Source organism: Streptomyces klenkii (assembly GCF_003626645.1).
GTDB classification, from domain to species: Bacteria; Actinomycetota; Actinomycetes; order Streptomycetales; family Streptomycetaceae; genus Streptomyces; species Streptomyces klenkii.
Map to the genome: position 1 here is coordinate 146,199 of NZ_RBAM01000003.1, position 22,909 is coordinate 169,107.

Consider the following 22,909-nt stretch of genomic DNA (forward strand, 5'->3'; position numbering starts at 1 on the left):
GCCGCGAGGAGCCCCCATGCGCATCCGCCCCGTCTCCGCCGTGACCGGCGTGCTGCTCGGCCTGTCCGCACTCCTCCTCGCCGCCGCTCCCCCGACCGGGGCCGCCGTGGAGGCCGCACCCGCCGCGAAGACCCTGCGGGCGGGCACGCCGCTGGCGATCGGCCACCGCGGGGTGCCGGTCCGGGCGCCGGAGAACACGCTGGCATCGATCGACGAGGCGGCCGGCCTGGGGATCACCTGGGTGGAGAACGACGTGCAGCGCACCAAGGACGGCGCCCTGATCGTCATGCACGACACCACCCTGAAGCGCACCACGGACGCCGGACGGCGCTTTCCCGGCCGCGCCCCCTGGAAGGTCGCCGACTTCACGCTCGCCGAGATCCAGAAGCTCGACGCGGGCAGCTGGTACGACCGCAGGTTCGCCGGCGAGCGGGTGCCCACGCTGCGGCGCTACCTCCAGCGCGTGGACCACAACCGGCAGAAGCTGCTGCTGGAGGTCAAGGCGCCCGAGCTGTACCCGGGCATCGAGCGGCAGCTGGCGGGCGAATTGCAGCGCGCCGGGTGGCTCAACGCCCGGCACGTGCGCGACGCCCTCGTCGTGCAGTCCTTCAGCGCGCCCTCCCTCAAGGCCTTCCACCGGGTGCGGCCGGACGTGAAGACGGGCTTCCTGGGCGCCCCGAAGCCTTCGGAGCTGCGCTCGTACGCCGCGTTCGCCGACCAGATCAACCCGAGCCACAAGAGCGTCACCGCCGCCTACGTACGGGCGGTGCACGCCGTGCGGGGAGCGCACGGGCGGCCGCTGGAGGTGTCCGCGTGGACGGTGGACAACGGCGACCGGGCCGTGGCGCTGGCGCGCATGGGGGTCGACGGCATCATCAGCAACGCCCCGCAGGTGATCGAGGAGGCCCTGGAGGGGGCGGCGGACGAGCAGGAGGAAGAGGACGACGGCCCCCTGTCGTTCCTGAGCTTCCTGGGGTTCTAGCGGGCTCCGGGCTCCGGCGGGGCGCGCGGCCCGGGCCTGCCCAGGGTCTGCCTGAGGCCCGCTGATCGCATGATCGTGGATCACTTGTGCGGTCCGTGCCCGGCGGGGCCCCCGGACGGCCTACGCTGGCCTCATGACGGACCTGGAAACGGCCCCCGCGGCCGCGCCGCCCCGGCCGCAGGAGTGGGCGTGGGCGACGGTCGGCGCCTCCATCGGCCCGCTGGGAATCGCCGCGACGCCCCGGGGGCTGCTCCAGGTGATCTTCCGCGCCGGTGCGGCGGAGACGGCGGAGGCCGTCGCCGGCCTCACGCGCCGCATGGGCACCGGCCCGGCGAGCGGGCCGTGCGCCGCGCGAGAGGTCCTCGACCGGGCGTCCGCCGAGCTCACGGCCTATTTCGCCGGCCGCCGGGAGACCTTCTCGGTCCCGCTGGACTGGTCGCTGACCTCCGGGTTCAACCGCCGCGTGCTGCGCGAGCTGGCCGGCGGCGTCCCGTACGGGACCGTGGTCAGCTACCAGGACCTGGCCGACCGCGTGGGCGAGCGCGGGGCGGCCCGGGCCGTGGGCGTGGCCATGGGCAGCAATCCGCTGCCGGTCGTGGTGCCGTGCCACCGCGTCATCGAGAGCAACGGCGGCCTCGGCGGGTTCGGCAGCGGGCTGGAGATCAAGCGCGCACTCCTGTCCCTCGAAGGAGTGCTTCCCGAGCCCCTTTTCTAACGGTTCGTCTGTTTGCCGTGGCGCTCGGGCCGGTGCGCGAGCGCTGATTGTCAGTGGCAGCCCCTAGCGTGCTCGGCACGGAGATCGGCCGGCGTGGCCGACGGACGGGGAAGAGGGGCTTTGCCATGGCGGGAGAGACGACGTACCTGGAGCTTTCGCAGGACGGCGGCGGGGCGCACAAGTTCTACGAGGTCACCGTCGCCGGCACGGCCGTCACGGTCCGCTACGGCCGCATCGGCGCCCCCGGCCAGACCCAGACGTCCGCGTTCCCGACCGCGGAGAAGGCCCGGGCGGCAGCGGCGAAGAAGGTCGGCGAGAAGGTCCGCAAGGGCTACGCCCCGGCCGTGGCCGGACAGCGCGCCGCCCGCCCCGTGACGCATCGTCAGGTCTCCTCCGCGCCGTCGACCGCGCGGGCCGTGGCGCCGGTGCTGTGGCGCTTCGACACCGGCTCCGCCGCCTTCGGCATCCACGTCGACGAGGACCGCTGCTGGGTGGGCAACCAGGCGGGGCACGTCCACACCCTCGGCCACGACGGCGAGGTGCTGGCCCGCTACCAGCTGCCCGCCGGCGTCAAGTGCCTGGTCGCGGACGACTTCTGGATCTACGCCGGGTGCGACGACGGCACGGTCTACGACCTGTCCTCCAAGCTGCCCTTCGCCGCGTACGAGATCTCCTCCGACGTCGACATCTTCTGGCTCGACATCCGCGAGGGCGTCCTCAACGTGGCCGACCGCAACGGCAGGCTGACCGTCATCGACCACGAGGACGAGCACCAGTGGTCGCGCAACAGCAGCGGCGACCACGCCTGGATGGTCCGCCGCGACGAACGCGCCGTCTACCACGGCCACTCGCGCGGCGTGACCGCCTACGCCCAGGACGGCAGCGGCGAGCTGTGGCACACCCCCACGTCCGGCTCGGTGCTGTTCGGCTGGCAGGAGGACCACGCCGTCTACGCCGGCACCAACCGCCGGGTCGTCCAGCGCCTGTCCAAGGCCACGGGCGCCGTCGAGGCCACCTACCCGTGCGACACCGTCGTCTACTCCTGCGCCACCTCCCCCGGCGGCCGCTACGTCTTCGCGGGCGACTCCTCGTCGTCGGTGTACTGCTTCGCGGCGGACGGCACCCGGCTGTGGAAGCTCGGCACGGGCGGCGGCTCGGCTCTCTCCATGCAGTATCTGGACGAGAAGCTGTACATGGTCACCACGGACGGCGCGCTGGTCTGCGTCGACGCCAGTGACCGCGCGGTCGCCGCGGCGCAGGCGGGCGACGTCCCGGTGCCCGTGGACGTCAAGTCGGCCGCGGCCGTGCCCACGTACACCCCGTCCCGCACCCTCGCCACGGTGAGCGCCGCGCCCGCGACGGGCGTCGTCGTCGAGTGCGTCCAGGAAGGCGGCCGGCTGCGGGTCCACGTCGTCTCCGAGGGCTACGACCCCGGCTGGAAGGTCCAGTTCCCCCGGCACATACGCGAGGCCGGCGCCCGCTACGTCATCGACGCCCTCGCACCCGCGGCCGGCGGCTTCTACCGCATGCGGGGCGAGATCCGGCGCCTGGTCTGAGCCCTGCCGCCCGGCCGGGCGGCGCCCTTCAACCGTCCGGGTGGATCCTGGAGGCAGAGGTGCATCGCCATGCGTACCGGCAACGAACCCGCCACGGCCCGCAGCCCCCTGCGGCTGCGCTGCGGGCTGGCCTCCTGGGGCCTGTTCTGGGCCGTCACGGGCACCGTGCTCTTCGCGATCACCGGCCACCCCGGCTGGGCCCTCGCCTGCGGGGTGCTGGTCGCGGTGACCGCGGTCGACCTCACCCTGGTGATCCGGCACATCCGGCAGGGCCCGCACTTCCAGCCCGGCCGGGACGTCCCGCCGTACCGGCCGGTCAGCGACCGCCGGGATCCCTGGGAGCACCGGAGCCCGGGGGACGACGGGCGCGGACCGTATCCGTAGCGGCCCACTCCTTCCCCCGGGAAGGTCTCAGGCCGCCGACAGGCCGAAGTCGGCGCCGGAGATGCCGGCGAGTTCGCCGACGATCCGCAGCAGCGGCGTGCGCAGCTCCGTGAGGGCCGCGCGCATGGCCGGGGCGTCCGCCCACGCCTCTTCGTGGGCGACCGGGCTCGTACCTTCCGGGCGGAGCGCCTCGTGGGCGGCCAGCCGGGGGTGCCAGGTGCTGGTGAAGGGCCTCAGGGTGCGGTTGAGGAGGTCGTCGGCGATCGCGTGGACGGTGCGGGCGTCGCCGGGCGGCGGCCCGCCGGCGAGGCTGATGCTGTACTGCCGCAGTGTGGAGCGCGTGAACTCGAACATGGCGTGGAGCGAGCCGAGCGCCTCGCGCAGGCTGCCGGTGCCGGGGGCCAGCTCCTGGACGCCGATGCGGGTGGCGAGCTCGACCTGGAGGTCGAAGGCGGCCATGCGCTCCAGCTCGCCGGGCGCGCCGGCCGGCGGCGCGGGCGTGTGCGGCTTCATCCGCGGCTCCCTCGTGCTGCTCGTGCCGGCCGTGCCGGGCCGGGCTGCGACGCCGCCCAGCGTAGTGCCGTGGACGGTGCGCAGGGCCCTCATGACGGCGTGCCGCAGCTGTTCGGCCCGGCCGGGCTCGGGGTCGTGCCGCAGCCAGGCGTGGACGGTGAGCGGGTGCACCGACCAGGCGCGGGTGCCCGCGGGCGCGAGGAGGCCGCGGCCGCGCAGCACGGCGATGCCCGCGTCGAGCCGGCGGGCGGCGACGACATCCGGGGCCGTGCTGCCCGGTGACAGGGCTCGTAGCGCGTCGTCCCTGGTCAGCGGGGTGGGTGAGAAGGCGGCCGCGAGCCGCAGGGCGTCCATGGCGCTCGGGCCCGCCTCCTGGACGTCCCGGACGAGCGCGGCGGTCACCCCGGCGGGGTATCCGGCGGGGTATCCGGTGGGGAGGACGCGGTCCCGGCCGAGGACGTCCAGGAGCGAGCGCCCGGGCGTGTGGAAGCGGTCGAGGAGGGTGGTGTAGCCGTCGGCCGCGGCGGAGGACAGCAGGTCGAGCGCGAGCGGGTGCCCGGCGACGGCCGTGCACAGCGCTTCGGCGGCCGTCTTCTCCTCGGGGGAGGCGGGCGGCGCGGCGTGGGTGAGCAGCGCGTACGCCTCGTCGTGCGGCAGCGGGTCCAGGTCGACGGGGGTGGCGAGCGTGTCGTAGCGGCGGCTGCGGGTCGTCAGCAGGGTGCGGCCCAGCGGGTGGGGGGCGCACAGCCGCGCCATCTGCTGGGCGGTCAGCCGGTCCGGGAGGTCGTCGACGATCCAGAGGAACGGTTCGCCGGCTGCGGCGAACCGGTCCCGCAGCCGGGCCGCGACGGCCTCCGCGCCGCCCTCGCCCGGCAGGCCGTGCGCGGCGGCCAGCGCCCGCAGGCCGCTCTCGTAGGGCGCGTATGGAGAGGCGGGGCCGTGCGGCTCCGGGCCGGCGTCGCGGGAGAGCCAGTGGATCCCGCCGGGGTAGGCGGCGGCGAAGCGTGTCGCGTACTCCTGGGCCAGCAGCGTCTTGCCGATCCCGGCCATGCCCCGGACCTGCACCGGCCGGGGAGCCGAGTGGCCGGTGGTGAGCGGGGCGTCGTGCTGGTGCAGGCAACTGTGCACCTGCCACAGACGGGGCAGGCGGCCGGTGAACGCGGGCGCGGGCGACGGGGCCGGGCCCGGGAACCAGCGGGCCGGCGCGGCCTCGGTCGCCCCGATGGTCCCCTCCAGCGCCGCGACGTGCGCCCGCACGTCCGCCACCAGGGCGTCGAGCCCGGCCGCTCCGGAGGGCAGGGCCCAGTGCTTGGCGTCGCGCAGCTCCACGGGGTGGATGTGCCCGGTGCCCGGCTCGGGGTTGACGACCATGACGCGGCGGCGCGGGTCGCCCTCGGCGAGGCCCGCCAGGTAGGCGGCGGTCAGCTCCCACTGGCACGCCTGCCGCGTCGGGTAGGCCGCCGAGTAGCAGGCCAGCAGCGCCTTCGAGCGGGCCAGGCCGGCGCGGATGCTGCCGCTGATGCCGGCGAAGCCCGCGACGGTGACCTCGTCGACGAAGACCTCCAGGCCGGAGGCGAGGAGCCGGTCGCGCAGGGGCGCTATGCGCCGGGCGTCGCCCCGGCTGTAGCTGAGGAACACGTCCCACGTACGGGCGCCCTGTCCCTCCACGCTCTCTCCCACGGTGTTCCGGCCAACGCCTGTCTGCTACGGCCGGACTAGCCTACTGTGGGGCCCCGGGGAGGAAGATCATGCGACGGAAACGCAACGCCGCCGGCCGGGCCAGGCCGAAGCAGGTCACGGTCCGGATGGCCATTCCGATGCTGGGCGACATCACGGGCGTCTGGGAGCCGGTGGAGGCCGAGCGCAAGGCCGCCTGGGAGCTGTACGCGGAGCTGGCCACGCGCATATCGACCGTCGAGCTCGGTCCGGAGGACGGCTTCCTGCGGGAGGCCCTGTCCTCCTTCTACAGCCTCTTCGGCACCACGCGTGACATCCTGCGCCGCTACGGCCCCGACGTCGCGCCGCGCCGCGGCCCGGGCGAGATCACCTTCGGCGCGCTGGCGGTCACCGTCCTCAACCAGGCCCTCCGCCCCGTCCTCGCCACCTGGCACCCCCGCCTGGCCGCGTACGAGTCCCTGCGCCCGGCGGACGTGGACCCCGTCACGTACGAGCGCGGCTGGGAGCACGCGTCAGCGCTGCGGGCGGAGATCGCCCGGGTGCGGGAGGTCCTGGTGGCGCTGGCGGAGGCCCTGGCGGAAGTGGCGGGCTCCGCCGACCTGTTACGACCGGCCACCATGCCCTACCCCCCCCGGAGGCCGGGGAGGAGTGAGGGTGCGGGCAGTCAGTACGGGGACGGCGCGTCCCCGTCGCCTCCGCGCGCCGCGAGCGTACGCCGTGCCTCGTCCGCGTACCGCGCGCGTTCCTCTTCCGGCAGGGCCTGCCATGCCGTCCGCAGAGCCCGCGCCCCTTCACCCAGGGCGTCGGCGTACGCCCCGACCCGTACGGCGTCCCGCAGGCCGACCCGGCCGGTGAGGACCTCGCGGGCCATCTCCTGAAGCACGTCGCCGGCGCTGCCGGTGGCGAGCCGCTCCAGTGCCCCGTGCAGGGCGCGCGCCCGCTCGGGGCCGCGCCCGCGGGTCACGAACTCCTCGAATCCCACGTGCCGTTCGCTCACGCGTTCTTCTCCCGTCTCGGATCCCGTCTCAGGCCCTGTCTCAGACCGCGGGGTGGTCGTAGCCCGTGCGGGGCAGCGGGAAGGCGTTGATCCCGGTCAGGACTTCCGCGCCGGTCCGGGCGAGGGCCGCGCCGCCGGCATGCATGAGCGTCTGGGCCGTACTGAGGAACTCGTTCATGCGCTCCCACTCCCTCAGGACGGTCAGCAGCTCCTGAGTGCCCAGCGCGGCGGCCATGGCCGCGGCGCCTCCGCCCGGGGCGGCCGAGGCGGCGGCCTCGATCGCGGCGGTGATCAGCGCGTCGAGCATCGCCGTAAGGCAGTCGGCGATAGCCGCCGCGGTGGAAGTGACCGACCAGGCAAGAGCGCGGTATTCGCGGCCCATCGTGTCGAGGGACCGGTGGAATGCGTCGAGGTTCCCGGCGAGAGCAGCAAAGTAATGGGCGGCCGATCCGGCTGCGTTGCCGTCCCAGGAGGCGTCGACGCGTACGCCGCCGGAACGGAGATTGCGGGCGATCCCGTCGCAGGCCCGCCCCATTGCGTGCCACGCGGAGGCGCACTCGGCATAGGCTTTCCAGTCGCCGGAGAGCTTCTCCCCGGCCCACTTCACGGGGTCGGTTCCGGTCATCAACTCGGCCATTTTCAACAGCCACTGGTTCGGGCTGAGGAAATCCGCCACCACGTTGAACGGCTCCAGCGGATCGACGTACTCCGCGGGCGTCGCGGGCGGCACGAGATACGCGGCCGGCTCGACCACGTCGGCGAAGAGCGTCATCACTGTCCGGCTCCCTTTTCCCGGGCGAGCGCGTCGAACGCGGCGGCGGAAGCGCGATCGGTACGGCGGTAGTAGCCGGCCGCCGCGGCCAGCTCCTCCGAGGAACTCTGCAAGATCTCGGCCATGCGCCGCACGGCGCTCAGGACGTCGTTGCGCAAGGCGTTGTGCAGGTAATGCGTCTCTCCGTACAACCCGTCCGCACCCGGCGGCAGCACGGTATGCCGCCGGGCGTACGCCAGCACTTCCCGCATATCCTCGGCCCCCCGCCCGACCTGCCGCGCAAACGCTTCGAGGTGCCCGGGCTCGACTCTCAGGTCCATATTCTTCTCCTCAGGACCAGGCAAGGGCCAGCACAGCGCACGCAGCCGTGCCGGCTCCGCCGACCCGGAACAGCCAGGAAACGTACGGCCCCACGGATTTCCGGCGCAGCACCTCCCAGGCGGCCCTGCTCTCGCCGACGGTCCTCGTCCGGTAGCCGACCGCCGTAATCACCAAACCGAAGGCGGTCATCAGCAGTCCGGCGAAGAAGAAGGCCAACCGCCCCCAGAAGAACCGCCAGCTGACCGGCTGATAGCCGTAACCCTCGCGATAGACGCGAACCTTCTCACCCGTCGCGTACCAGCCGCGGAGACCGGCGCCGTCATGCACGACCCGGCCGTTGTCCGCCCGGAAGGAGCCGAAGCAGACGTCATGCACAGCCGAGGAATACCGCCCGCCGGAACTCCGCTGCTCCTCGCATCGCTTCACCACCAGCGTGCCTTTGTTCGCCACGAACCCGGCCGACTTCTCCGCCTGACGGGCCATGAAACCCATGCAGGCCAGCGAGAGCACCATGAGGCCGACGCCGGCGAGGCGCGGCAGGATGCGCGGCGCAGGCAGCGCGGTGAACGGGCTCGTCGCGGCTAACTCGGGCACGGCCATGAGGTCTCCTCGGCGTCGGATGAGGAGACCCTATGCACACCGCACCGAGTGAACGCCGCGCGAATGCGGGCCGCGAATCGCGGGCACCCAGCCTCAGCCCTTGTCCCGCCTGCGTGCCGCCCGCGGGCCGGTCCCGCCGGCCCTCACCCGATATGACTAATGCCGGGCGCTGCGCTCGCGCAGGTTCTCCCAGACCTTCGCCACCTGCTGTTCCAGCGCCTCGACCGGGCCGTCGTTGTCGATGACGATGTCGGCGACGGCGAGGCGGGCCTCGCGGGTGGCCTGGGCCGCCATGCGGGCACGGGCCTCGTCGGGGGTCATGCCGCGGAGGCGGACCAGGCGGTCCAGGCGGGTTCCGGTGCCGGCGTCGACGACGACGACCAGGTCGTAGAGGGGCGCCAGGCCGTTCTCGGCGAGGAGGGGGACGTCGTGGACGACGACGGCGTCCGGGGCCGCGGCGGCTTCCAGTTCGGCGGAGCGGGCCCGGACGAGGGGGTGCACGATGGCGTTGAGGGCGGCGAGGCGATCGGGGTCGGCGAAGACGACCGCGCCCAGCCGGGGCCGGTCGAGCGCGCCCTCGGGGGTGAGGACCGCGTCGCCGAACTCGGCGACGACCGCGGCCAGTCCGGGCGTGCCCGGCTCGACGACTTCGCGCGCGATGCGGTCGGAGTCCACGATCACCGCGCCGTACGACGCGAGCAGCCGCGACACCTCGCTCTTGCCGGCTCCGATTCCGCCCGTGAGGCCCACTCTCAGCATGGGCCCCACGGTATAGGGCGGGCGGTCAGTGACCGCTCTCGCCCTCCCTGTCGGCGAGGAAGCGCTCGAACTCCGCGCCCAGTTCGTCGGCGGAGGGCAGCTCGACGGGCTCGGCGACGAGGTTGCCACGGGTCTCCGCGCCGGACACCGCGTCGTACTGGTGCTCAAGGCCGCGGACGAGGGTCACGAGCTCGTCGTCGCCCTCGGCGATCTGCCGCTCGATCTCCTCCTGGGTGCGCAGCGCCTCGGACCGCAGGGCGTGCGCGGCGTTGGGCAGCACCAGGCCGGTGGCGGCCGTGACCGCTTCGAGGGCGGTGAGGGCGGCGTCCGGGTAGGGCGAGCGGGCGACGTAGTGCGGGACGTGGGCGGCGACGCCCAGGACGGCGTGGCCGGCCTCCGCCAGGCGGTACTCGACGAGGGCCTCGGCGCTCCCGGGCACCTGCGCCTCGTCGAAGAAACTGCGGTGACCGGGCATCAGGTCGGTGCGGTTGCCGTGCGGGGTGACGCCGACGGGGCGGGTGTGGGGGACGCCCATGGGGATGCCGTGGAAGTTGACGGACAGCCGCACGCCGAGCCGCTCGACCAGCTGCCCGACGGCGGCGGCGAACCGCTCCCACTCCACGTCCGGCTCGGGGCCGGAGAGCAGCAGGAAGGGCGCGCCCGTCGCGTCCTGGACGATGCGCAGCTCGATCGCCGGGGTCTCGTACGCGCTCCAGCGGTCCCGCTGGAAGGTGAGCAGCGGCCGGCGGGCCCGGTAGTCGATGAGCCGGTCGTGGTCGAAGCGGGCCACGACCTGGTGCGGCAGGGTGTCCAGGAGACGCGAGACGATCAGCTCGCCGGTCTCCCCCGCGTCGATGTAGCCGTCGAAGTGATAGAGCATGACCAGGCCGGCCGTCTCCTGGGCCAAGGCCAGGTCGGCCACGGCGAGCCCCTTGGGCTCCCATTCGTACAAACCCTGCGGATCCAACACAGTGACCGCTCCTCCTCATGTTCCGTACCGGGGAACGCGCCCGGAGGGCCCGGCCATTCCCGCCTTCCGGATCGAGCCGGCGGCCGCCGGCGCATCTCGCATGACGGAACGACAGCACGAGTAAGGCCCGCTCCCCAAGGGGAACGGGCCTTACTCAGTCAGCTGTCAGCTGCCGTGGTGCAGAGCCTCAGCTCTGGCCGCCGGCGAGCTTCTCGCGGAGGGCGGCCAGCGCCTCGTCCGACGCCAGGGCGCCGGAGTTGTCGGCCGACTCCGAGGAGTACGAGCCGCCGGAGACCTGGGCGCCACCGGCCTGCGGGGCAGCCTGAGCACCCTCGGCCGCAGCCTCGGCGTCCGCCTCGCGGGACTTGATGACCTGCGCCTGGTGCTGCTCGAAGCGCTGCTGCGCCTCGGCGTACTGGCGCTCCCACTCCTCGCGCTGCTTCTCGTAGCCCGGCAGCCAGTCGTTGGCCTCGGGGTCGAAGCCCTCGGGGTAGATGTAGTTGCCCTGGTCGTCGTAGGACGCGGCCATGCCGTACAGGGTCGGGTCGAACTCGACCACGGACGGGTCGGCACCGAAGGACTCGTTGGCCTGCTTCAGCGAGAGGCTGATGCGGCGGCGCTCGAGGTCGATGTCGATGACCTTGACGAAGATCTCGTCGTTGACCTGGACGACCTGCTCCGGGATCTCCACGTGGCGCTCGGCCAGCTCGGAGATGTGGACCAGGCCCTCGATGCCCTCGTCGACGCGCACGAACGCACCGAAGGGAACGAGCTTGGTGACCTTACCCGGGACGACCTGACCGATCTGGTGGGTCCGGGCGAACTGCTGCCACGGGTCTTCCTGGGTGGCCTTGAGCGACAGGGAGACGCGCTCGCGGTCCATGTCGACGTCCAGGACCTCGACCGTGACCTCCTGGCCGACCTCGACGACCTCGGACGGGTGGTCGATGTGCTTCCAGGACAGCTCGGAGACGTGGACGAGACCGTCGACGCCGCCCAGGTCCACGAAGGCACCGAAGTTGACGATGGAGGAGACGACGCCGGAGCGCACCTGACCCTTCTGGAGGGTGGTGAGGAAGGTCTGGCGGACCTCGCTCTGGGTCTGCTCCAGCCAGGCACGGCGGGACAGGACCACGTTGTTGCGGTTCTTGTCCAGCTCGATGATCTTGGCCTCGAGCTCCTTGCCCACGTAGGGCTGAAGGTCGCGGACGCGGCGCATCTCGACCAGGGAGGCCGGGAGGAAGCCACGGAGGCCGATGTCGAGGATGAGACCACCCTTGACGACCTCGATGACGGTACCGGTGACGATCCCGTCCTCTTCCTTGATCTTCTCGATGGTGCCCCAGGCGCGCTCGTACTGGGCGCGCTTCTTCGAGAGGATCAGGCGGCCTTCCTTGTCCTCCTTCTGGAGAACCAGGGCCTCGATCTCGTCGCCGACCTTGACGACCTCGTTCGGGTCGACGTCGTGCTTGATCGAGAGCTCGCGAGAGGGGATAACACCCTCGGTCTTGTAACCGATGTCGAGCAGGACCTCGTCCCGGTCGACCTTCACGATGACGCCGTCGACGATGTCGCCGTCGTTGAAGTACTTGATCGTCTCGTCGATCGCGGCGAGGAAGGCTTCCTCGTTACCGATGTCGTTGACCGCAACCTGCGGGGTGGTGGCGGTGGTCTCGGTGCTGCTCGTCATGTGGGAAAGGGCTCCGGTACGGACATTGAGTCGTAGGTACTGCTACGCCGAGAGCCCGTATCGCACCGCCGAAGCCGGACAGCCTTGGAGACGCGCGATCCGACGGTCCAAGGACCGCCGTACGCGCCTCGTACAACCGAGGGGACATACAACAAGTGCGAGCGCGACCTGCTCCGTCTGAGGCGCGCAGGCCCGCAGCGCAACTTGTAGCATACGGGGGCAGCCGGGCACGGTCAATGCGCGAAGGCGCACACCAGGGATGAATGCCGTCATATCGGGCACAACTTCTGTTTGGCGAGGCTGCGGGGCTGCCGCAGGCGAGCTTTTCGCCGCGCCGAGCGCCTCTTCCGGGCACCTCGCCCGGGCGTCTCGCCGCTCCCCCGGCCGCACACCGCGGCGGCCCGTCCGGGCCGCATCACACTACTGCCGGGGGCACGACCGCCGATGATCCACGAGTACGAACCGGAAGCTACCCGGCGCGTCACGGGCGAGACCGAGAGCAGCCGGGCCAGCCGCGGCTGGTGGGACCGCAACGCCGACGAGTACCAGACCGAGCACGGCGCCTTCCTCGGCGACGACCGCTTCGTCTGGGGCCCCGAGGGGCTCGACGAGGCCGAGGCCGGCCTGCTGGGCCCGGCGGAGGGCCTCAAGGGGCTCGACGTCCTGGAGATCGGCGCCGGCGCAGCCCAGTGCTCGCGCTGGCTCGCCGCGCAGGGCGCCCGCCCGGTGGCCCTGGACCTCTCCCACCGCCAGCTCCAGCACGCCCTGCGCATCGGCGGGAACATCCCCCTTATCGAGGCCGACGCGGGCGCCCTGCCCTTCGCCGACGGCTCCTTCGACCTGGCCTGCTCCGCCTACGGGGCCGTGCCCTTCGTCGCGGACCCGGTGCGCGTGATGCGCGAGGTGCGGCGCGTGCTGCGGCCCGGCGGCCGCTGGGTCTTCTCCGTCACCCACCCCATACGCTGGGCGTTCCCCGACGAGCCGGGCCCCGAGGGCCTCTCCGTCGCGGCCTCCTACTTCGACCGCACGCCGTACGTGGAACAGGACGAGCAGGGCCGCGCCATCTACGTGGAGCACCACCGCACGCTCGGTGACCGCGTGCGGGACGTCGTCGCGGCCGGCTTCCGCCTCACCGACCTGGTCGAGCCCGAGTGGCCCGCCTGGAACACGCAGGAGTGGGGCGGCTGGTCCCCGCTGCGGGGGAACCTCATCCCGGGCACGGCGATCTTCGTCTGCGACCGCGACTAGCCCGGCGGGCGGCTTCCAGGGGGGTGGTTCACCGGCCGCGGGCCGTCGGGGGGCTGGTCGCGCGGTTCCCCGCGCCCCCCTCGGGCCACGTCCAGCGCGCTTCCGAGGACAGCCGGGTACATCCCTTACGGGGCGTATCCGGCCGTGGGCGAGACTTGGCACGTGATCCGTGACGACGCCCTCACCCAGTTGCCCGTGCGGTCCGTGCTGCCCGCCCTCAGGGAGGCCCTGGACGCGCACGGCGCGGCGGTGCTGTGCGCACCGCCCGGCACCGGCAAGACCACGCTCGTGCCGCTGGTCCTCGCCGGGCTCACCGGGGACGGCCCGCGGCAGCGCGTCGTGGTGGCCGAGCCGCGCCGGATCGCCGCGCGGGCCGCGGCGCGCCGCATGGCGTGGCTGCTCGGCGAGGGCGTGGGCGAGCGGGTGGGCTTCACCGTGCGCGGGGAGCGGCGGGTGGGGCCGCGGACCGTGGTCGAGGTCGTCACGACCGGTGTGCTGCTCCAGCGCTTGCAGCGCGATCCCGAGCTCGCGGGCGTGGGCACGGTGGTGCTGGACGAGTGCCACGAGCGGCACCTCGACGCGGACACCGCGGCCGCCTTCCTCCTGGACGTACGAGCCGCCCTGCGGCCCGAGCTGCGGCTGGTGGCGGCGTCCGCGACGACGGACGCCGAGGGCTGGGCCCGGCTGCTGGGCGATGCGCCCGTGGTGACGGCCGAGGGCGTCTCGCACCCGGTCCGGGTCGTGTGGGCGCCGCCGGAGCGGCCCGTGCGGCCGCCGCACGGGATGCGGGTGGACCCGGCCCTGCTGGAGCACGTCGCCTCGGTGGTGCGGCGGGCGCTGCGGGAGCGGGAGGGGGACGTCCTGTGTTTCCTGCCCGGTGTCGGGGAGATCGCGCGCGTGGCGGGCCGGCTGGGCGGCCCGGAGGCGCTGGGGGCCGAGGTGCTCCAGGTGCACGGGCGGGCCCCGGCCGCCGTGCAGGACGCGGTGCTGGCGGGCTCGTCCGGGGGGCGGCGGGTGGTCCTGGCGACGTCGGTGGCGGAGTCGAGCCTGACGGTGCCCGGGGTGCGGGTCGTGGTGGACGCGGGTCTGGCCCGCGAGCCCCGTACCGACCACGCGCGCGGGCTGAGTGCGCTCACGACCGTACGGGCTTCGCGGGCGGCGGGGCGGCAGCGGGCCGGGCGGGCGGGGCGCGAGGCGCCCGGGGCGGTGTACCGCTGCTGGTCGGAGGCCGACGACGTGCGGCTGCCGGGGTTCCCGGCAGCGGAGATCCTGGTGGCCGATCTGACGGCCTTCGCGCTCCAGGCGGCGTGCTGGGGCGACCCCGCCGCGTCGGGGCTGGCCCTGCTCGACCCGCCGCCGGCCGGTGCGATGGCCGCGGCCCGCGAGGTGCTGACGGCCACGGGCGCGGTGTCGGCGGACGGCCGGGTCACGGACCGCGGGCGGCGCATGGCGCGCTTGGGGGTGCATCCGCGGCTCGCGCGCGCCCTGCTGGACGGGGCCGGTGAGGCCGGTGCACGCCGTGCGGCGGAAGTGGTCGCCCTGCTGAGCGAGGAACCGCCGCGGGAGTACGGGGACGACCTGGCGGCGGCCTGGCGCACGGCGCGGCGCGGCGGGGACGCGTACGGCGCGCGGTGGCGTACGGAGGCGCGGCGGCTGGAGAGTGCGCTGAAGGGCGTGCTGGAGGAGGGCGGCGGGGCGGGCGCCGCGGGCGCGCTGTCGGACGACGCCGTGGCCGGGCTCGTCACCGCGCTCGCCTACCCGGAGCGGGTGGCGCGGCTGCGCGGCGAAGGCGCGTACCTCATGGTGTCCGGTACGGGGGCGCAGCTCGGGGACGGGTCGCGGCTGCGGAGTGCGCCCTGGCTCGCGGTGGCCGTCGCCGACCGGCCGGTCGCGGCGGCGTCGGCGCGGGTCCTGCTGGGCGCGGTGATCGACGAGGACACGGCGCGGGCGGCCGCGGGGGCGCTGTACGCGGAGGGCGAGGAGGTCGGCTGGTCCGAGGAGCGGCGGGACGTCGTGGCGCGGCGGGTCGAGCGGCTCGGTGCGGTCGAGCTGGCCTCCCGTCCGCTGCCGGCGCCCGGCCCCGGGCTGGTACGGGCGGCGCTGGAGGACGGGCTGCGGCGGGAGGGCCTTGCGCTGCTGCGCTGGACGGCCGACGGGGCGGGGCTGCGGCAGCGGCTGGCGTTCCTGCACCGGGAGGTCGGCGAGCCGTGGCCCGACGTCTCCGACGCCGCGCTGCTGGAGCGGCTGGACGAATGGCTCGGCCTGGAGCTGGACCGGGCGCGGCGGCGGGCCGACCTGGAGCGGCTGGACGGCGGGCGGATGCTGGAGCGGCTCCTGCCGTGGGCGTCCGGGGACGCGGCGCGGCTGGAGGAGCTGGCTCCGGAGCGGATCCGGGTGCCGAGCGGATCCCGGATCCGGGTGGACTACGGGGGCGGGCAGCCGGTGCTGGCCGTGAAGCTGCAAGAACTGTTCGGCTGGCAGGAGGCGCCGCGGCTCGCGGGCGGGCGGGTCCCGGTGCTGGTCCATCTGCTGTCCCCCGCGGGGCGGCCCGCGGCGGTCACGGCGGACCTGGCGTCGTTCTGGCGCGACGGCTACCGCGCGGTCCGGGCGGAGCTACGGGGCCGCTACCCCCGCCATCCCTGGCCGGAAGACCCGACCGCGGCCCCTGCGACCCGCCGGGCGACGGGCGGGCACTGAGGGGGGTACGGCGGGGGCTTACGGCGAGGGCTTACGGCGGCGCGCGGCCCGGCACCGCCGGACAGCGCGCATGCGACAGCCCGTCGTCGCGGCGGAATCGGTGTTCCCGCGCACCTTTCTTTCCGCCGCGACGGCGGGCCGCCACGTCCTGGCGAGCACCTCTCAGGGGAGGTACCGCTCCACCGCCGCCCAGCCCTTCTCCTCGATGAGCCGCTTCGCGCGCTCCACGCGTTCGGGTGTCACGTCCCGGCCGGAGGCCATGACCAGGTCCTCGGGGTCGATCGGCCGCTCGCCCCCGGTGTAGAGCTCCCTGGGCCGGGACGCGATGGATCCGTCGTCCGTCTTCTCCTTCGTGGTCTTCTCCTTCACGGCGAGCCTCCTCTGCTCCGCGCGGCCCTCTTCCCCGGGGCCTGCCGCTCGGTTTTCCCTCCATCGTGTTCCTTTTGTCCGGTAAATGCACGACGAGGGCGGGCGCGGGCTTCCAGGTACAGGGCGAGGCCCGCCAGCGCACCGGCCAGCCCCGCGCTCCCCCAGGGCAGCCACGAGGTCAGCAGGAGGACGAGCCGCCGCTGGGAGGTCACCATGGCGACGGTGGAGTCGACGTAGTCGGCGCGCATCTTCACGTGCCCGGCGAAGGCGGTGACCGGCTTCTTGTCCGGCTGCCCGGTCCACCGCAGCTCCTCGCGGTGGACCTCCTCGCCGTTGACGGGTGCGCCGGTCACGGGGTCGACCCAGAACATGCGCCGGGTCGTGTACCACCGCTCCAGGCCCATCCCGCCGAGGGCCTCGGGCGTCACCCCGAGGGGCAGCGTCTTGGGGAAGGGGACGCGGGTCCAGGGGACGGTCTGCTCGAAGTAGTAGACGTCGAGCCCCCGGAAGGAGCGGGTGCCGCGGTAGTGGATGGGCGCGGAGGTGCGGGTCTGCATGTCGAAGTAGCGGTAGTCGCGCTTCTCGACCAGGAACGGCCACTTGTACTCAATGCCGTCGCGCCGTACGGGCGTGCCGTCGACGTGTTCGCCGCCCGCGTGCAGGGGCTGCTGGCCGTGGGCGTCGAAGACGTACCGCTCGGGGATCCGGGAGATCATCGCCCCGTCGGGCCCGGCCATGTACGTGAGGGTGTCCCAGACGACGGCGTCGCGCCCGGTCCCGCGCTTGACCTTGCGGGCCTCTTCGACGTTGCCCTTGAGCGTCTGGACGAGGGTCACCTTGGGGACGGTCCGCGGCTCCATGCGGGCGTAGTCGACGAGCGTCGCGTCCTTCGCCTCCAGGACGGCCGTCTGGTACGTGCCCGCCGGCACCTCGGCCAGGCGGGGGAAGGCGTACCAGCGCAGCAGCGGGGCGAGGGCCGCGAGGAACACGGCCACCGCGAGAAGGACGAGGCTCGCTCTGCGGCGCACGGCGCGGCCCGGCCCGTCAGGGGTGTGCGGGGACGGAGGTGAGCAGGGGCCTCGGGGAGGTCGCGCCCTCGGGCGGGCCGATCGCGGTGACGGTGAGGACGAGGGCGAAGGCGGCGGCCAGTCCGACGGCCGCGGCGAGGAGTGCGCGCATGTGTAGCCTCCCGGCGGATCGCCCCGGACCCAACGCATCTGACGCCTAGTCAGGAGCAGGCAGGGCACGGTAGCAACGCACGGCGCAGATGAGAACCACGCGCACGGCCCCTCTCCCGCGCGGCGGACGCGAAGAAGAGGGGCCGTACGGACATCACGGGCGCACTCAGTGCGCGGCGGACTCCCAGTCCCGCCCGACACCGACCGACACGTCCAGCGGCGCGCGCAGCGAGACCGCACCCGCCATCTCACGGCGGACCAGCGCCTCGACGGTCTCCCGCTCGCCCGGCGCGATCTCCAGCACGATTTCGTCGTGGACCTGGAGCAGCATCCGGGACGAGAGCTTCTCCGCCTCCAGCGCCTCCCCCACCCGCAGCATCGCGATCTTGACGATGTCGGCGGCGGTGCCCTGGATCGGGGCGTTCAGCGCCATCCGCTCGGCCATCTCGCGGCGCTGGCGGTTGTCGCTGTTGAGGTCCGGGAGATAGCGGCGGCGGCCGAGCATCGTCTCGGTGTAGCCCGTGGCGCGGGCCTCGACGACGACCCGCTGGAGGTAGTCCCGCACGCCGCCGAAGCGCTCGAAGAAGGTGTCCATCAGCTTGCCCGCCTCGCCGGGGGCGATGTTCAGCTGCTGGGACAGGCCGAACGCCGACAGGCCGTAGGCCAGGCCGTACGACATCGCCTTGATCTTCCGGCGCATCTCCGGGTCGACCTCGGTCCGCTCCACGTCGAAGACCTGGGAGGCGACGGTGGTGTGCAGGTCCTCACCGGAGGCGAACGCCTCGATGAGGCCCTCGTCCTCGGAGAGGTGCGCCATGACCCGCAGCTCGATCTGGCTGTAGTCGGCGGTCATGAGGGACTCGTAGCCCTCGCCGACGACGAAGCCGCGGCGGATGGCCCGGCCCTCGTCCGTCCGCACCGGGATGTTCTGGAGGTTGGGGTCGGTGGAGGACAGCCGGCCCGTGGCCGCCACCGTCTGGTTGAAGGTGGTGTGGATCCGGCCGCCGGCCGCGATGGCCTTGATCAGGCCCTCGACCGTGGACCGCAGCTTCGACTGCTCACGGTGCCGCAGCATGATCACCGGGAGTTCGTTCTCGGTCTGCGCCGCGAGCCACGCCAGGGCGTCGGCATCCGTGGTGTAGCCGGTCTTGGTCTTCTTCGTCTTCGGCAGGCCGAGCTCGCCGAAGAGCACCTCTTGCAGCTGCTTGGGCGAGCCGAGGTTGAACTCGTGGCCCGCGGCCGCGTGCGCCTCCTGCACCGCCTGCTGCACCGCGGCGGCGAACTGCTGCTCCATGCGCTCCAGCCAGCCCCGGTCGGCGGCGATGCCCGCCCGCTCCATACGGGCCAGCAGCGCGCTCGTCGGCAGCTCCACATTGCGCAGGAGCTCCGTCGCCCCGACCTCCGCCAGGCGCGTGGTGAACGCGGCACCCAGATCCAGGACCGTGCGGGCCCGGCCCATGAGGGCATCGGCCTCGGCCTGCTCGTCGGCACCGAAGGCCAGCTGCCCGTCGCCCGCGGCGGCCGTGGCCAGCTCCCGGCCCAGGTACTCCACCGACAGGGCGTCCAGCGCGAAGGAGCGGCGCCCGGGCTTGACCAGATAGGCGGCCAGCGCCGTGTCCATGCTGACGCCCTCGACGGACCAGCCGTGCTCGGCGAAGACCCGCATCGCCGCCTTGGCGTCGTGCATGACCTTCGGCGCGCCCGCGCGGGCGCTCCACGCGGCGAACGCCTTCTCGTCGGCCTCGTCGAGCTCCGCCGGGTCGAACCACACGGCCGGGCCCTCGCCCGTGGCCAGCGCGATCTCCGCGACGCGGCCGCTGCCCAGCGACCACGCGTCGACGGTCGCCACACCGAGCGGGGACGCGCCGTGCTCCGCGAGCCACGGCGCGAGCTCACCCGCCGCGAGCACCGTGCCGTCCACCTCGGCGCCGGCCGCCGGAGCGACCTCCTCCTCGGCCTCCGCGCCCGGGTCCGCGGCCAGCAGCCGGTCCCGCAGGCCCTGGTTACGGATCTCCAGACCCTCCAGGAACGCGATCAGCGCCGTGCGGTCGTAGGCCGCGCGCAGCAGGCCCTCCGGGCCCACCGGCAGCTCCACATCGCGCACCATCTCCGTCAGGCGGCGGTTCAGCTTGACCGCCTCCAGGTGATCGCGGAGGTTCTGCCCGGCCTTGCCCTTGACCTCCTCGACGCGCTCCACCAGCTCCGCGAACGAACCGAACTGGTTGATCCACTTCGCGGCGGTCTTCTCACCCACGCCCGGGATGCCCGGCAGATTGTCCGACGGGTCGCCGCGCAGGGCCGCGAAGTCCGGATACTGCGCCGGGCTCAGGCCGTACTTCTCCTGGACCTTCTCCGGCGTGAAGCGCGTCAGCTCCGAGACGCCCTTCGTCGGATACAGCACCGTGACGTCATCGGACACCAGCTGGAAGGAGTCCCGGTCACCGGTGACGATCGAGACGTGGAAACCCTCGGCCTCGGCCTGCGTGGCCAGCGTGGCGATCACGTCGTCCGCCTCGAAGCCGTCCACCGCGAAGCGCGGCACCCGCATCGCGTCGAGCAGCTCGCCGATCAGCTCGACCTGCCCCTTGAAGTCATCCGGCGTCTTCGACCGCGTCGCCTTGTACTCCGGGAACTCCTCCGAGCGCCACGTCTTGCGCGACACGTCGAACGCCACGGCGAAGTGCGTGGGCGCCTCGTCACGCAGGGTGTTCGCCAGCATCGACGCGAAGCCGTACACCGCGTTCGTCGTCTGCCCGGCCACCGTCGTGAAATTCTCCGCGGGCAGCGCGAAGAACGCCCGGTACGCCATCGAGTGCCCGTCCATGAGGAGCAGGCGGGGGCGACCTCCCTCCGCTGCCTCGGTGCCGGTCGGTCCGTTCGTCTTCACTGCCTTTGCTGCCACGCCCCCGATCCTGCCACGGACCACTGACAATCCCGGCCACGGCGACCGGACCGGCCCCTCCCCGGCGACCCCGGCCGGCTCACCGACCCCACCCGGCACCCGCCACCGACCTCACCCCGGCACCCGCCACCGCCCCGTGACAGGATCGGATCCGTACGTCAGACGCGCACGGGAACCCGTACGCGACACCGCGCACCACCAACGCTCAAGGGGGAGCGAATGGCAGGCAAGCCACCCACCGGCGATCCCGTCCAGGACGCACCGGACGTCACAGCCCCGCAGCACGCCGCCGCCGGACTGCCCGCCGTCGCCCACTCCCTGCGCATGGCCCACCAGCAGATGGGCGCACGCCGCACCGCCCTCACCCTCCTCAAGGTCAACCAGAAGGACGGCTTCGACTGCCCGGGCTGCGCCTGGCCCGAGCCCGACAAGCGGCACGCCGCCGAATTCTGCGAGAACGGCGCCAAGGCCGTCGCCGAAGAAGCCACCCTGCGCCGCGTCACCCCCGACTTCTTCGCCCGCCACACCGTGACCGACCTGGCCGGGCGCAGCGGCTACTGGCTCGGCCAGCAGGGCCGCCTCACCGAGCCCATGTACCTGGCCGAGGGCTCCGACACCTACGAGCCGGTGACCTGGGAACGCGCCTTCGGCATCATCGCCGAGGACCTCGCCGCCCTGGACTCCCCCGACGAAGCCGTCTTCTACACCTCCGGCCGCACCAGCAACGAAGCGGCCTTCCTCTACCAGCTCTTCGCCCGCGAGTTCGGCACCAACAACCTGCCCGACTGCTCCAACATGTGCCACGAGTCCTCCGGCTCAGCGCTCTCGGAGACCATCGGCATCGGCAAGGGCAGCGTCCTCCTCGAAGACCTCTACAAAGCCGACCTGATCATCGTCGCCGGCCAGAACCCGGGCACCAACCACCCCCGCATGCTCAGCGCCCTGGAAAAGGCCAAGCGCGGCGGCACGAAGATCATCACGGTCAACCCGCTCCCCGAAGCGGGCCTGGAGCGCTTCAAGAACCCGCAGAACGCCCGCGGCCTCGCCGGCAACGGCACCGCCCTGACCGACCTCTTCCTCCAGATCCGCCTCGGCGGCGACCAAGCGCTCTTCCGCATCCTCAACCGCCTCGTCCTGGAGACCGAAGGCGCCGTCGACACCGAGTTCATCGACGAGCACACCCACGGCTTCGAGGACTTCCGGCGCACCGCCCTCACCGCCGACTGGGACGAGACCCTGCGGGCCACCGGCCTGAACCGCGCCGAGATCGAGCAGGCCCTCACCATGGTCCTCGCCTCCAAGCGCACCATCGTCTGCTGGGCCATGGGCCTCACCCAGCACAAGCACGCCGTCCCCACCATCAAAGAGGTCGTCAACCTCCTCCTCCTGCGCGGCGACATCGGCCGGCCCGGCGCCGGCGTCTGCCCCGTCCGCGGCCACAGCAACGTCCAGGGCGACCGCACCATGGGCATCTTCGAACGCCCCGCACCCGCCTTCCTCGACGCCCTGGAGAAGGAGTTCGGCTTCACCCCGCCGCGCGAACACGGCCTTGACGTCGTCCGCGCCATCCGCGCCCTCCGCGACGGACAGGCCAAGGTCTTCTTCGCCATGGGCGGCAACTTCGTCTCCGCCACCCCCGACACCGACGTCACCGAAGCCGCCGTCCGCCGCGCCCGCCTCACCGTCCACGTGTCCACCAAGCTCAACCGCTCCCACGTGGTCACCGGCGCCCGCGCCCTCATCCTGCCCACCCTCGGCCGCACCGAGCGCGACCGCCAGGCCGGCGGCGAACAATTCGTCACCGTCGAGGACTCCATGGGCATGGTCCACGCCTCCCGCGGCGGCCTGAAGCCCGCAAGCCCCCACCTGCTCTCCGAACCCGCCATCGTCTGCCGAATGGCCCGCCGCGTCCTCGGCGACACCTCCCCCACCCCCTGGGAGGACTTCGAGCAGGACTACGGCACGATCCGCGACCGCATCGCCCGCGTCATCCCCGGCTTCGAAGACTTCAACACCCGCGTCGCCCACCCCGGCGGCTTCACCCTGCCCCACGCCCCCCGCGACGAACGCCGCTTCCCCACAGCCACCGGCAAAGCCAACTTCACCGCCGCACCCGTCGAATACCCCCGCGCCCCCGAAGGCCGCCTGCTCCTCCAGACCCTGCGCTCGCACGACCAGTACAACACCACCATCTACGGCCTCGACGACCGCTACCGCGGCATCAAAAACGGCCGCCGCGTCGTCCTCATCCACCCCGACGACGCCGCCGCACTCGGCCTCGCCGACGGCAGCTACGCCGACCTCGTCAGCGAATGGACCGACGGCAGCGAACGCCGCGCCCCCGGCTTCCGCGTCGTCCACTACCCCACGGCCCGCGGCTGCGCCGCCGCCTACTACCCCGAGACGAACGTCCTCGTCCCGCTCGACCACACCGCCGACACCAGCAACACCCCGGCGAGCAAGTCACTCGTCATCAGGATCGAGCGGAAGAGCGAACAAGCCGGCTGACGACGGTTGACGGCAAGGCCGCTGAACTGAAAAAACTTTCACACCACAACGGCCGAGGGTGATCGGAGCAC

General features: G+C 73.1%; 19 protein-coding genes. 8 read left to right on the forward strand and 11 right to left on the reverse strand.

Annotated features, from left to right (window positions below; translation table 11 throughout):
* Window positions 1–16: 16 nt before the first annotated feature.
* From D7231_RS07390 to D7231_RS07405, 4 genes are all read left to right on the forward strand, one after another.
* Window positions 17–982, forward strand: coding sequence for a glycerophosphodiester phosphodiesterase (locus D7231_RS07390; protein WP_120754141.1), 966 nt, complete (start codon window positions 17–19; stop codon window positions 980–982).
* 133 nt (window positions 983–1,115) lie between these two features.
* Window positions 1,116–1,697 (forward strand): methylated-DNA--[protein]-cysteine S-methyltransferase, encoded by a 582-nt coding sequence (locus D7231_RS07395; protein WP_120754142.1) that lies wholly within the window; start codon window positions 1,116–1,118, stop codon window positions 1,695–1,697.
* A gap of 125 nt (window positions 1,698–1,822) precedes the next feature.
* A complete protein-coding gene (locus D7231_RS07400; RefSeq protein WP_120754143.1) occupies window positions 1,823–3,253 on the forward strand; it encodes a WGR domain-containing protein in 1,431 nt (476 codons plus the stop codon).
* A gap of 69 nt (window positions 3,254–3,322) precedes the next feature.
* A complete protein-coding gene (locus D7231_RS07405; RefSeq protein WP_120754144.1) occupies window positions 3,323–3,637 on the forward strand; it encodes a DUF6343 family protein in 315 nt (104 codons plus the stop codon).
* A 27-nt stretch (window positions 3,638–3,664) separates the two neighbouring features.
* Here D7231_RS07405 and D7231_RS07410 read toward each other — a convergent pair whose 3' ends face one another.
* The gene (locus D7231_RS07410) at window positions 3,665–5,818 is read right to left on the reverse strand and encodes a tetratricopeptide repeat protein (protein WP_120754145.1); all 2,154 of its coding nucleotides are present in this window, start codon (window positions 5,816–5,818) and stop codon (window positions 3,665–3,667) included.
* A gap of 80 nt (window positions 5,819–5,898) precedes the next feature.
* On the opposite strand from D7231_RS07410, the gene D7231_RS07415 reads away from it, so the two are divergent.
* Window positions 5,899–6,705, forward strand: a complete 807-nt coding sequence (locus D7231_RS07415; protein ID WP_241999608.1) for a hypothetical protein — start codon at window positions 5,899–5,901, stop codon at window positions 6,703–6,705.
* A gap of 159 nt (window positions 6,706–6,864) precedes the next feature.
* Here the strand turns inward: D7231_RS07415 and D7231_RS07420 are convergent, their stop codons facing one another.
* The 6 genes from D7231_RS07420 to rpsA form a co-directional block, all read right to left on the reverse strand.
* Entirely contained in the window at window positions 6,865–7,596 is a 732-nt protein-coding gene (locus D7231_RS07420) for a WXG100-like domain-containing protein (protein WP_120754146.1), read from the reverse strand.
* A complete protein-coding gene (locus D7231_RS07425) occupies window positions 7,596–7,916 on the reverse strand; it encodes a WXG100 family type VII secretion target (protein WP_120754147.1) in 321 nt (106 codons plus the stop codon). Before D7231_RS07425 ends, D7231_RS07420 begins: the two co-directional genes overlap by 1 nt.
* Before the next feature lie 10 nt (window positions 7,917–7,926).
* Window positions 7,927–8,517, reverse strand: coding sequence for a hypothetical protein (locus tag D7231_RS07430; protein WP_120754148.1), 591 nt, complete (start codon window positions 8,515–8,517; stop codon window positions 7,927–7,929).
* Window positions 8,518–8,673: 156 nt separating this feature from the next.
* Window positions 8,674–9,276, reverse strand: coding sequence for a dephospho-CoA kinase (coaE, locus tag D7231_RS07435; protein ID WP_120754587.1), 603 nt, complete (start codon window positions 9,274–9,276; stop codon window positions 8,674–8,676).
* A gap of 25 nt (window positions 9,277–9,301) precedes the next feature.
* A complete protein-coding gene (locus D7231_RS07440) occupies window positions 9,302–10,246 on the reverse strand; it encodes a PAC2 family protein (RefSeq protein ID WP_120754149.1) in 945 nt (314 codons plus the stop codon).
* A 187-nt stretch (window positions 10,247–10,433) separates the two neighbouring features.
* The gene (gene rpsA, locus D7231_RS07445; RefSeq protein WP_058044905.1) at window positions 10,434–11,936 is read right to left on the reverse strand and encodes a 30S ribosomal protein S1; all 1,503 of its coding nucleotides are present in this window, start codon (window positions 11,934–11,936) and stop codon (window positions 10,434–10,436) included.
* A gap of 444 nt (window positions 11,937–12,380) precedes the next feature.
* Between rpsA and D7231_RS07455 the strand changes: the two genes are divergently transcribed.
* Complete coding sequence (locus D7231_RS07455; RefSeq protein WP_120754151.1) at window positions 12,381–13,184, forward strand: class I SAM-dependent methyltransferase; 804 nt, start codon at window positions 12,381–12,383, stop codon at window positions 13,182–13,184.
* 162 nt (window positions 13,185–13,346) lie between these two features.
* Complete coding sequence (hrpB, locus tag D7231_RS07460) at window positions 13,347–15,881, forward strand: ATP-dependent helicase HrpB (protein WP_120754588.1); 2,535 nt, start codon at window positions 13,347–13,349, stop codon at window positions 15,879–15,881.
* A 162-nt stretch (window positions 15,882–16,043) separates the two neighbouring features.
* Here hrpB and D7231_RS07465 read toward each other — a convergent pair whose 3' ends face one another.
* The 4 genes from D7231_RS07465 to polA form a co-directional block, all read right to left on the reverse strand.
* Complete coding sequence (locus D7231_RS07465) at window positions 16,044–16,250, reverse strand: hypothetical protein (RefSeq protein WP_120754152.1); 207 nt, start codon at window positions 16,248–16,250, stop codon at window positions 16,044–16,046.
* The gene (pgfA, locus tag D7231_RS07470; protein WP_120754153.1) at window positions 16,247–17,278 is read right to left on the reverse strand and encodes a cell envelope lipid trafficking protein PgfA; all 1,032 of its coding nucleotides are present in this window, start codon (window positions 17,276–17,278) and stop codon (window positions 16,247–16,249) included. Before pgfA ends, D7231_RS07465 begins: the two co-directional genes overlap by 4 nt.
* 16 nt (window positions 17,279–17,294) lie before the next feature.
* Window positions 17,295–17,429 (reverse strand): SPW_0924 family protein, encoded by a 135-nt coding sequence (locus D7231_RS07475; RefSeq protein ID WP_120754154.1) that lies wholly within the window; start codon window positions 17,427–17,429, stop codon window positions 17,295–17,297.
* Window positions 17,430–17,594: 165 nt separating this feature from the next.
* Window positions 17,595–20,252 carry a DNA polymerase I gene (gene polA / locus D7231_RS07480; RefSeq protein ID WP_199739334.1) on the reverse strand — a complete coding sequence of 886 codons (2,658 nt, stop codon included), beginning with the start codon at window positions 20,250–20,252 and terminating at the stop codon, window positions 17,595–17,597.
* Between the two features lie 297 nt (window positions 20,253–20,549).
* On the opposite strand from polA, the gene D7231_RS07485 reads away from it, so the two are divergent.
* Window positions 20,550–22,838, forward strand: coding sequence for an FdhF/YdeP family oxidoreductase (locus tag D7231_RS07485; RefSeq protein ID WP_120754156.1), 2,289 nt, complete (start codon window positions 20,550–20,552; stop codon window positions 22,836–22,838).
* The last annotated feature ends 71 nt before the right edge of the window (window positions 22,839–22,909 follow it).

Excerpts from the sequence above, each read along its gene's own strand:
- D7231_RS07420 (WP_120754146.1), bottom strand. The coding sequence starts at position 7,596 with ATGACGCTCTTCGCCGACGTGGTCGAGCCGGCCGCGTATCTCGTGCCG.
- D7231_RS07400 (WP_120754143.1), top strand. The coding sequence starts at position 1,823 with ATGGCGGGAGAGACGACGTACCTGGAGCTTTCGCAGGACGGCGGCGGG.
- D7231_RS07390 (WP_120754141.1), top strand. The coding sequence starts at position 17 with ATGCGCATCCGCCCCGTCTCCGCCGTGACCGGCGTGCTGCTCGGCCTG.
- D7231_RS07425 (WP_120754147.1), bottom strand. The coding sequence starts at position 7,916 with ATGGACCTGAGAGTCGAGCCCGGGCACCTCGAAGCGTTTGCGCGGCAG.
- D7231_RS07405 (WP_120754144.1), top strand. The coding sequence starts at position 3,323 with ATGCGTACCGGCAACGAACCCGCCACGGCCCGCAGCCCCCTGCGGCTG.
- D7231_RS07415 (WP_241999608.1), top strand. The coding sequence starts at position 5,899 with ATGCGACGGAAACGCAACGCCGCCGGCCGGGCCAGGCCGAAGCAGGTC.
- D7231_RS07430 (WP_120754148.1), bottom strand. The coding sequence starts at position 8,517 with ATGGCCGTGCCCGAGTTAGCCGCGACGAGCCCGTTCACCGCGCTGCCT.
- D7231_RS07485 (WP_120754156.1), top strand. The coding sequence starts at position 20,550 with ATGGCAGGCAAGCCACCCACCGGCGATCCCGTCCAGGACGCACCGGAC.
- coaE (WP_120754587.1), bottom strand. The coding sequence starts at position 9,276 with ATGCTGAGAGTGGGCCTCACGGGCGGAATCGGAGCCGGCAAGAGCGAG.
- polA (WP_199739334.1), bottom strand. The coding sequence starts at position 20,252 with ATGGACGGGCACTCGATGGCGTACCGGGCGTTCTTCGCGCTGCCCGCG.
- D7231_RS07455 (WP_120754151.1), top strand. The coding sequence starts at position 12,381 with ATGATCCACGAGTACGAACCGGAAGCTACCCGGCGCGTCACGGGCGAG.
- rpsA (WP_058044905.1), bottom strand. The coding sequence starts at position 11,936 with ATGACGAGCAGCACCGAGACCACCGCCACCACCCCGCAGGTTGCGGTC.
- D7231_RS07395 (WP_120754142.1), top strand. The coding sequence starts at position 1,116 with ATGACGGACCTGGAAACGGCCCCCGCGGCCGCGCCGCCCCGGCCGCAG.
- D7231_RS07475 (WP_120754154.1), bottom strand. The coding sequence starts at position 17,429 with ATGCGCGCACTCCTCGCCGCGGCCGTCGGACTGGCCGCCGCCTTCGCC.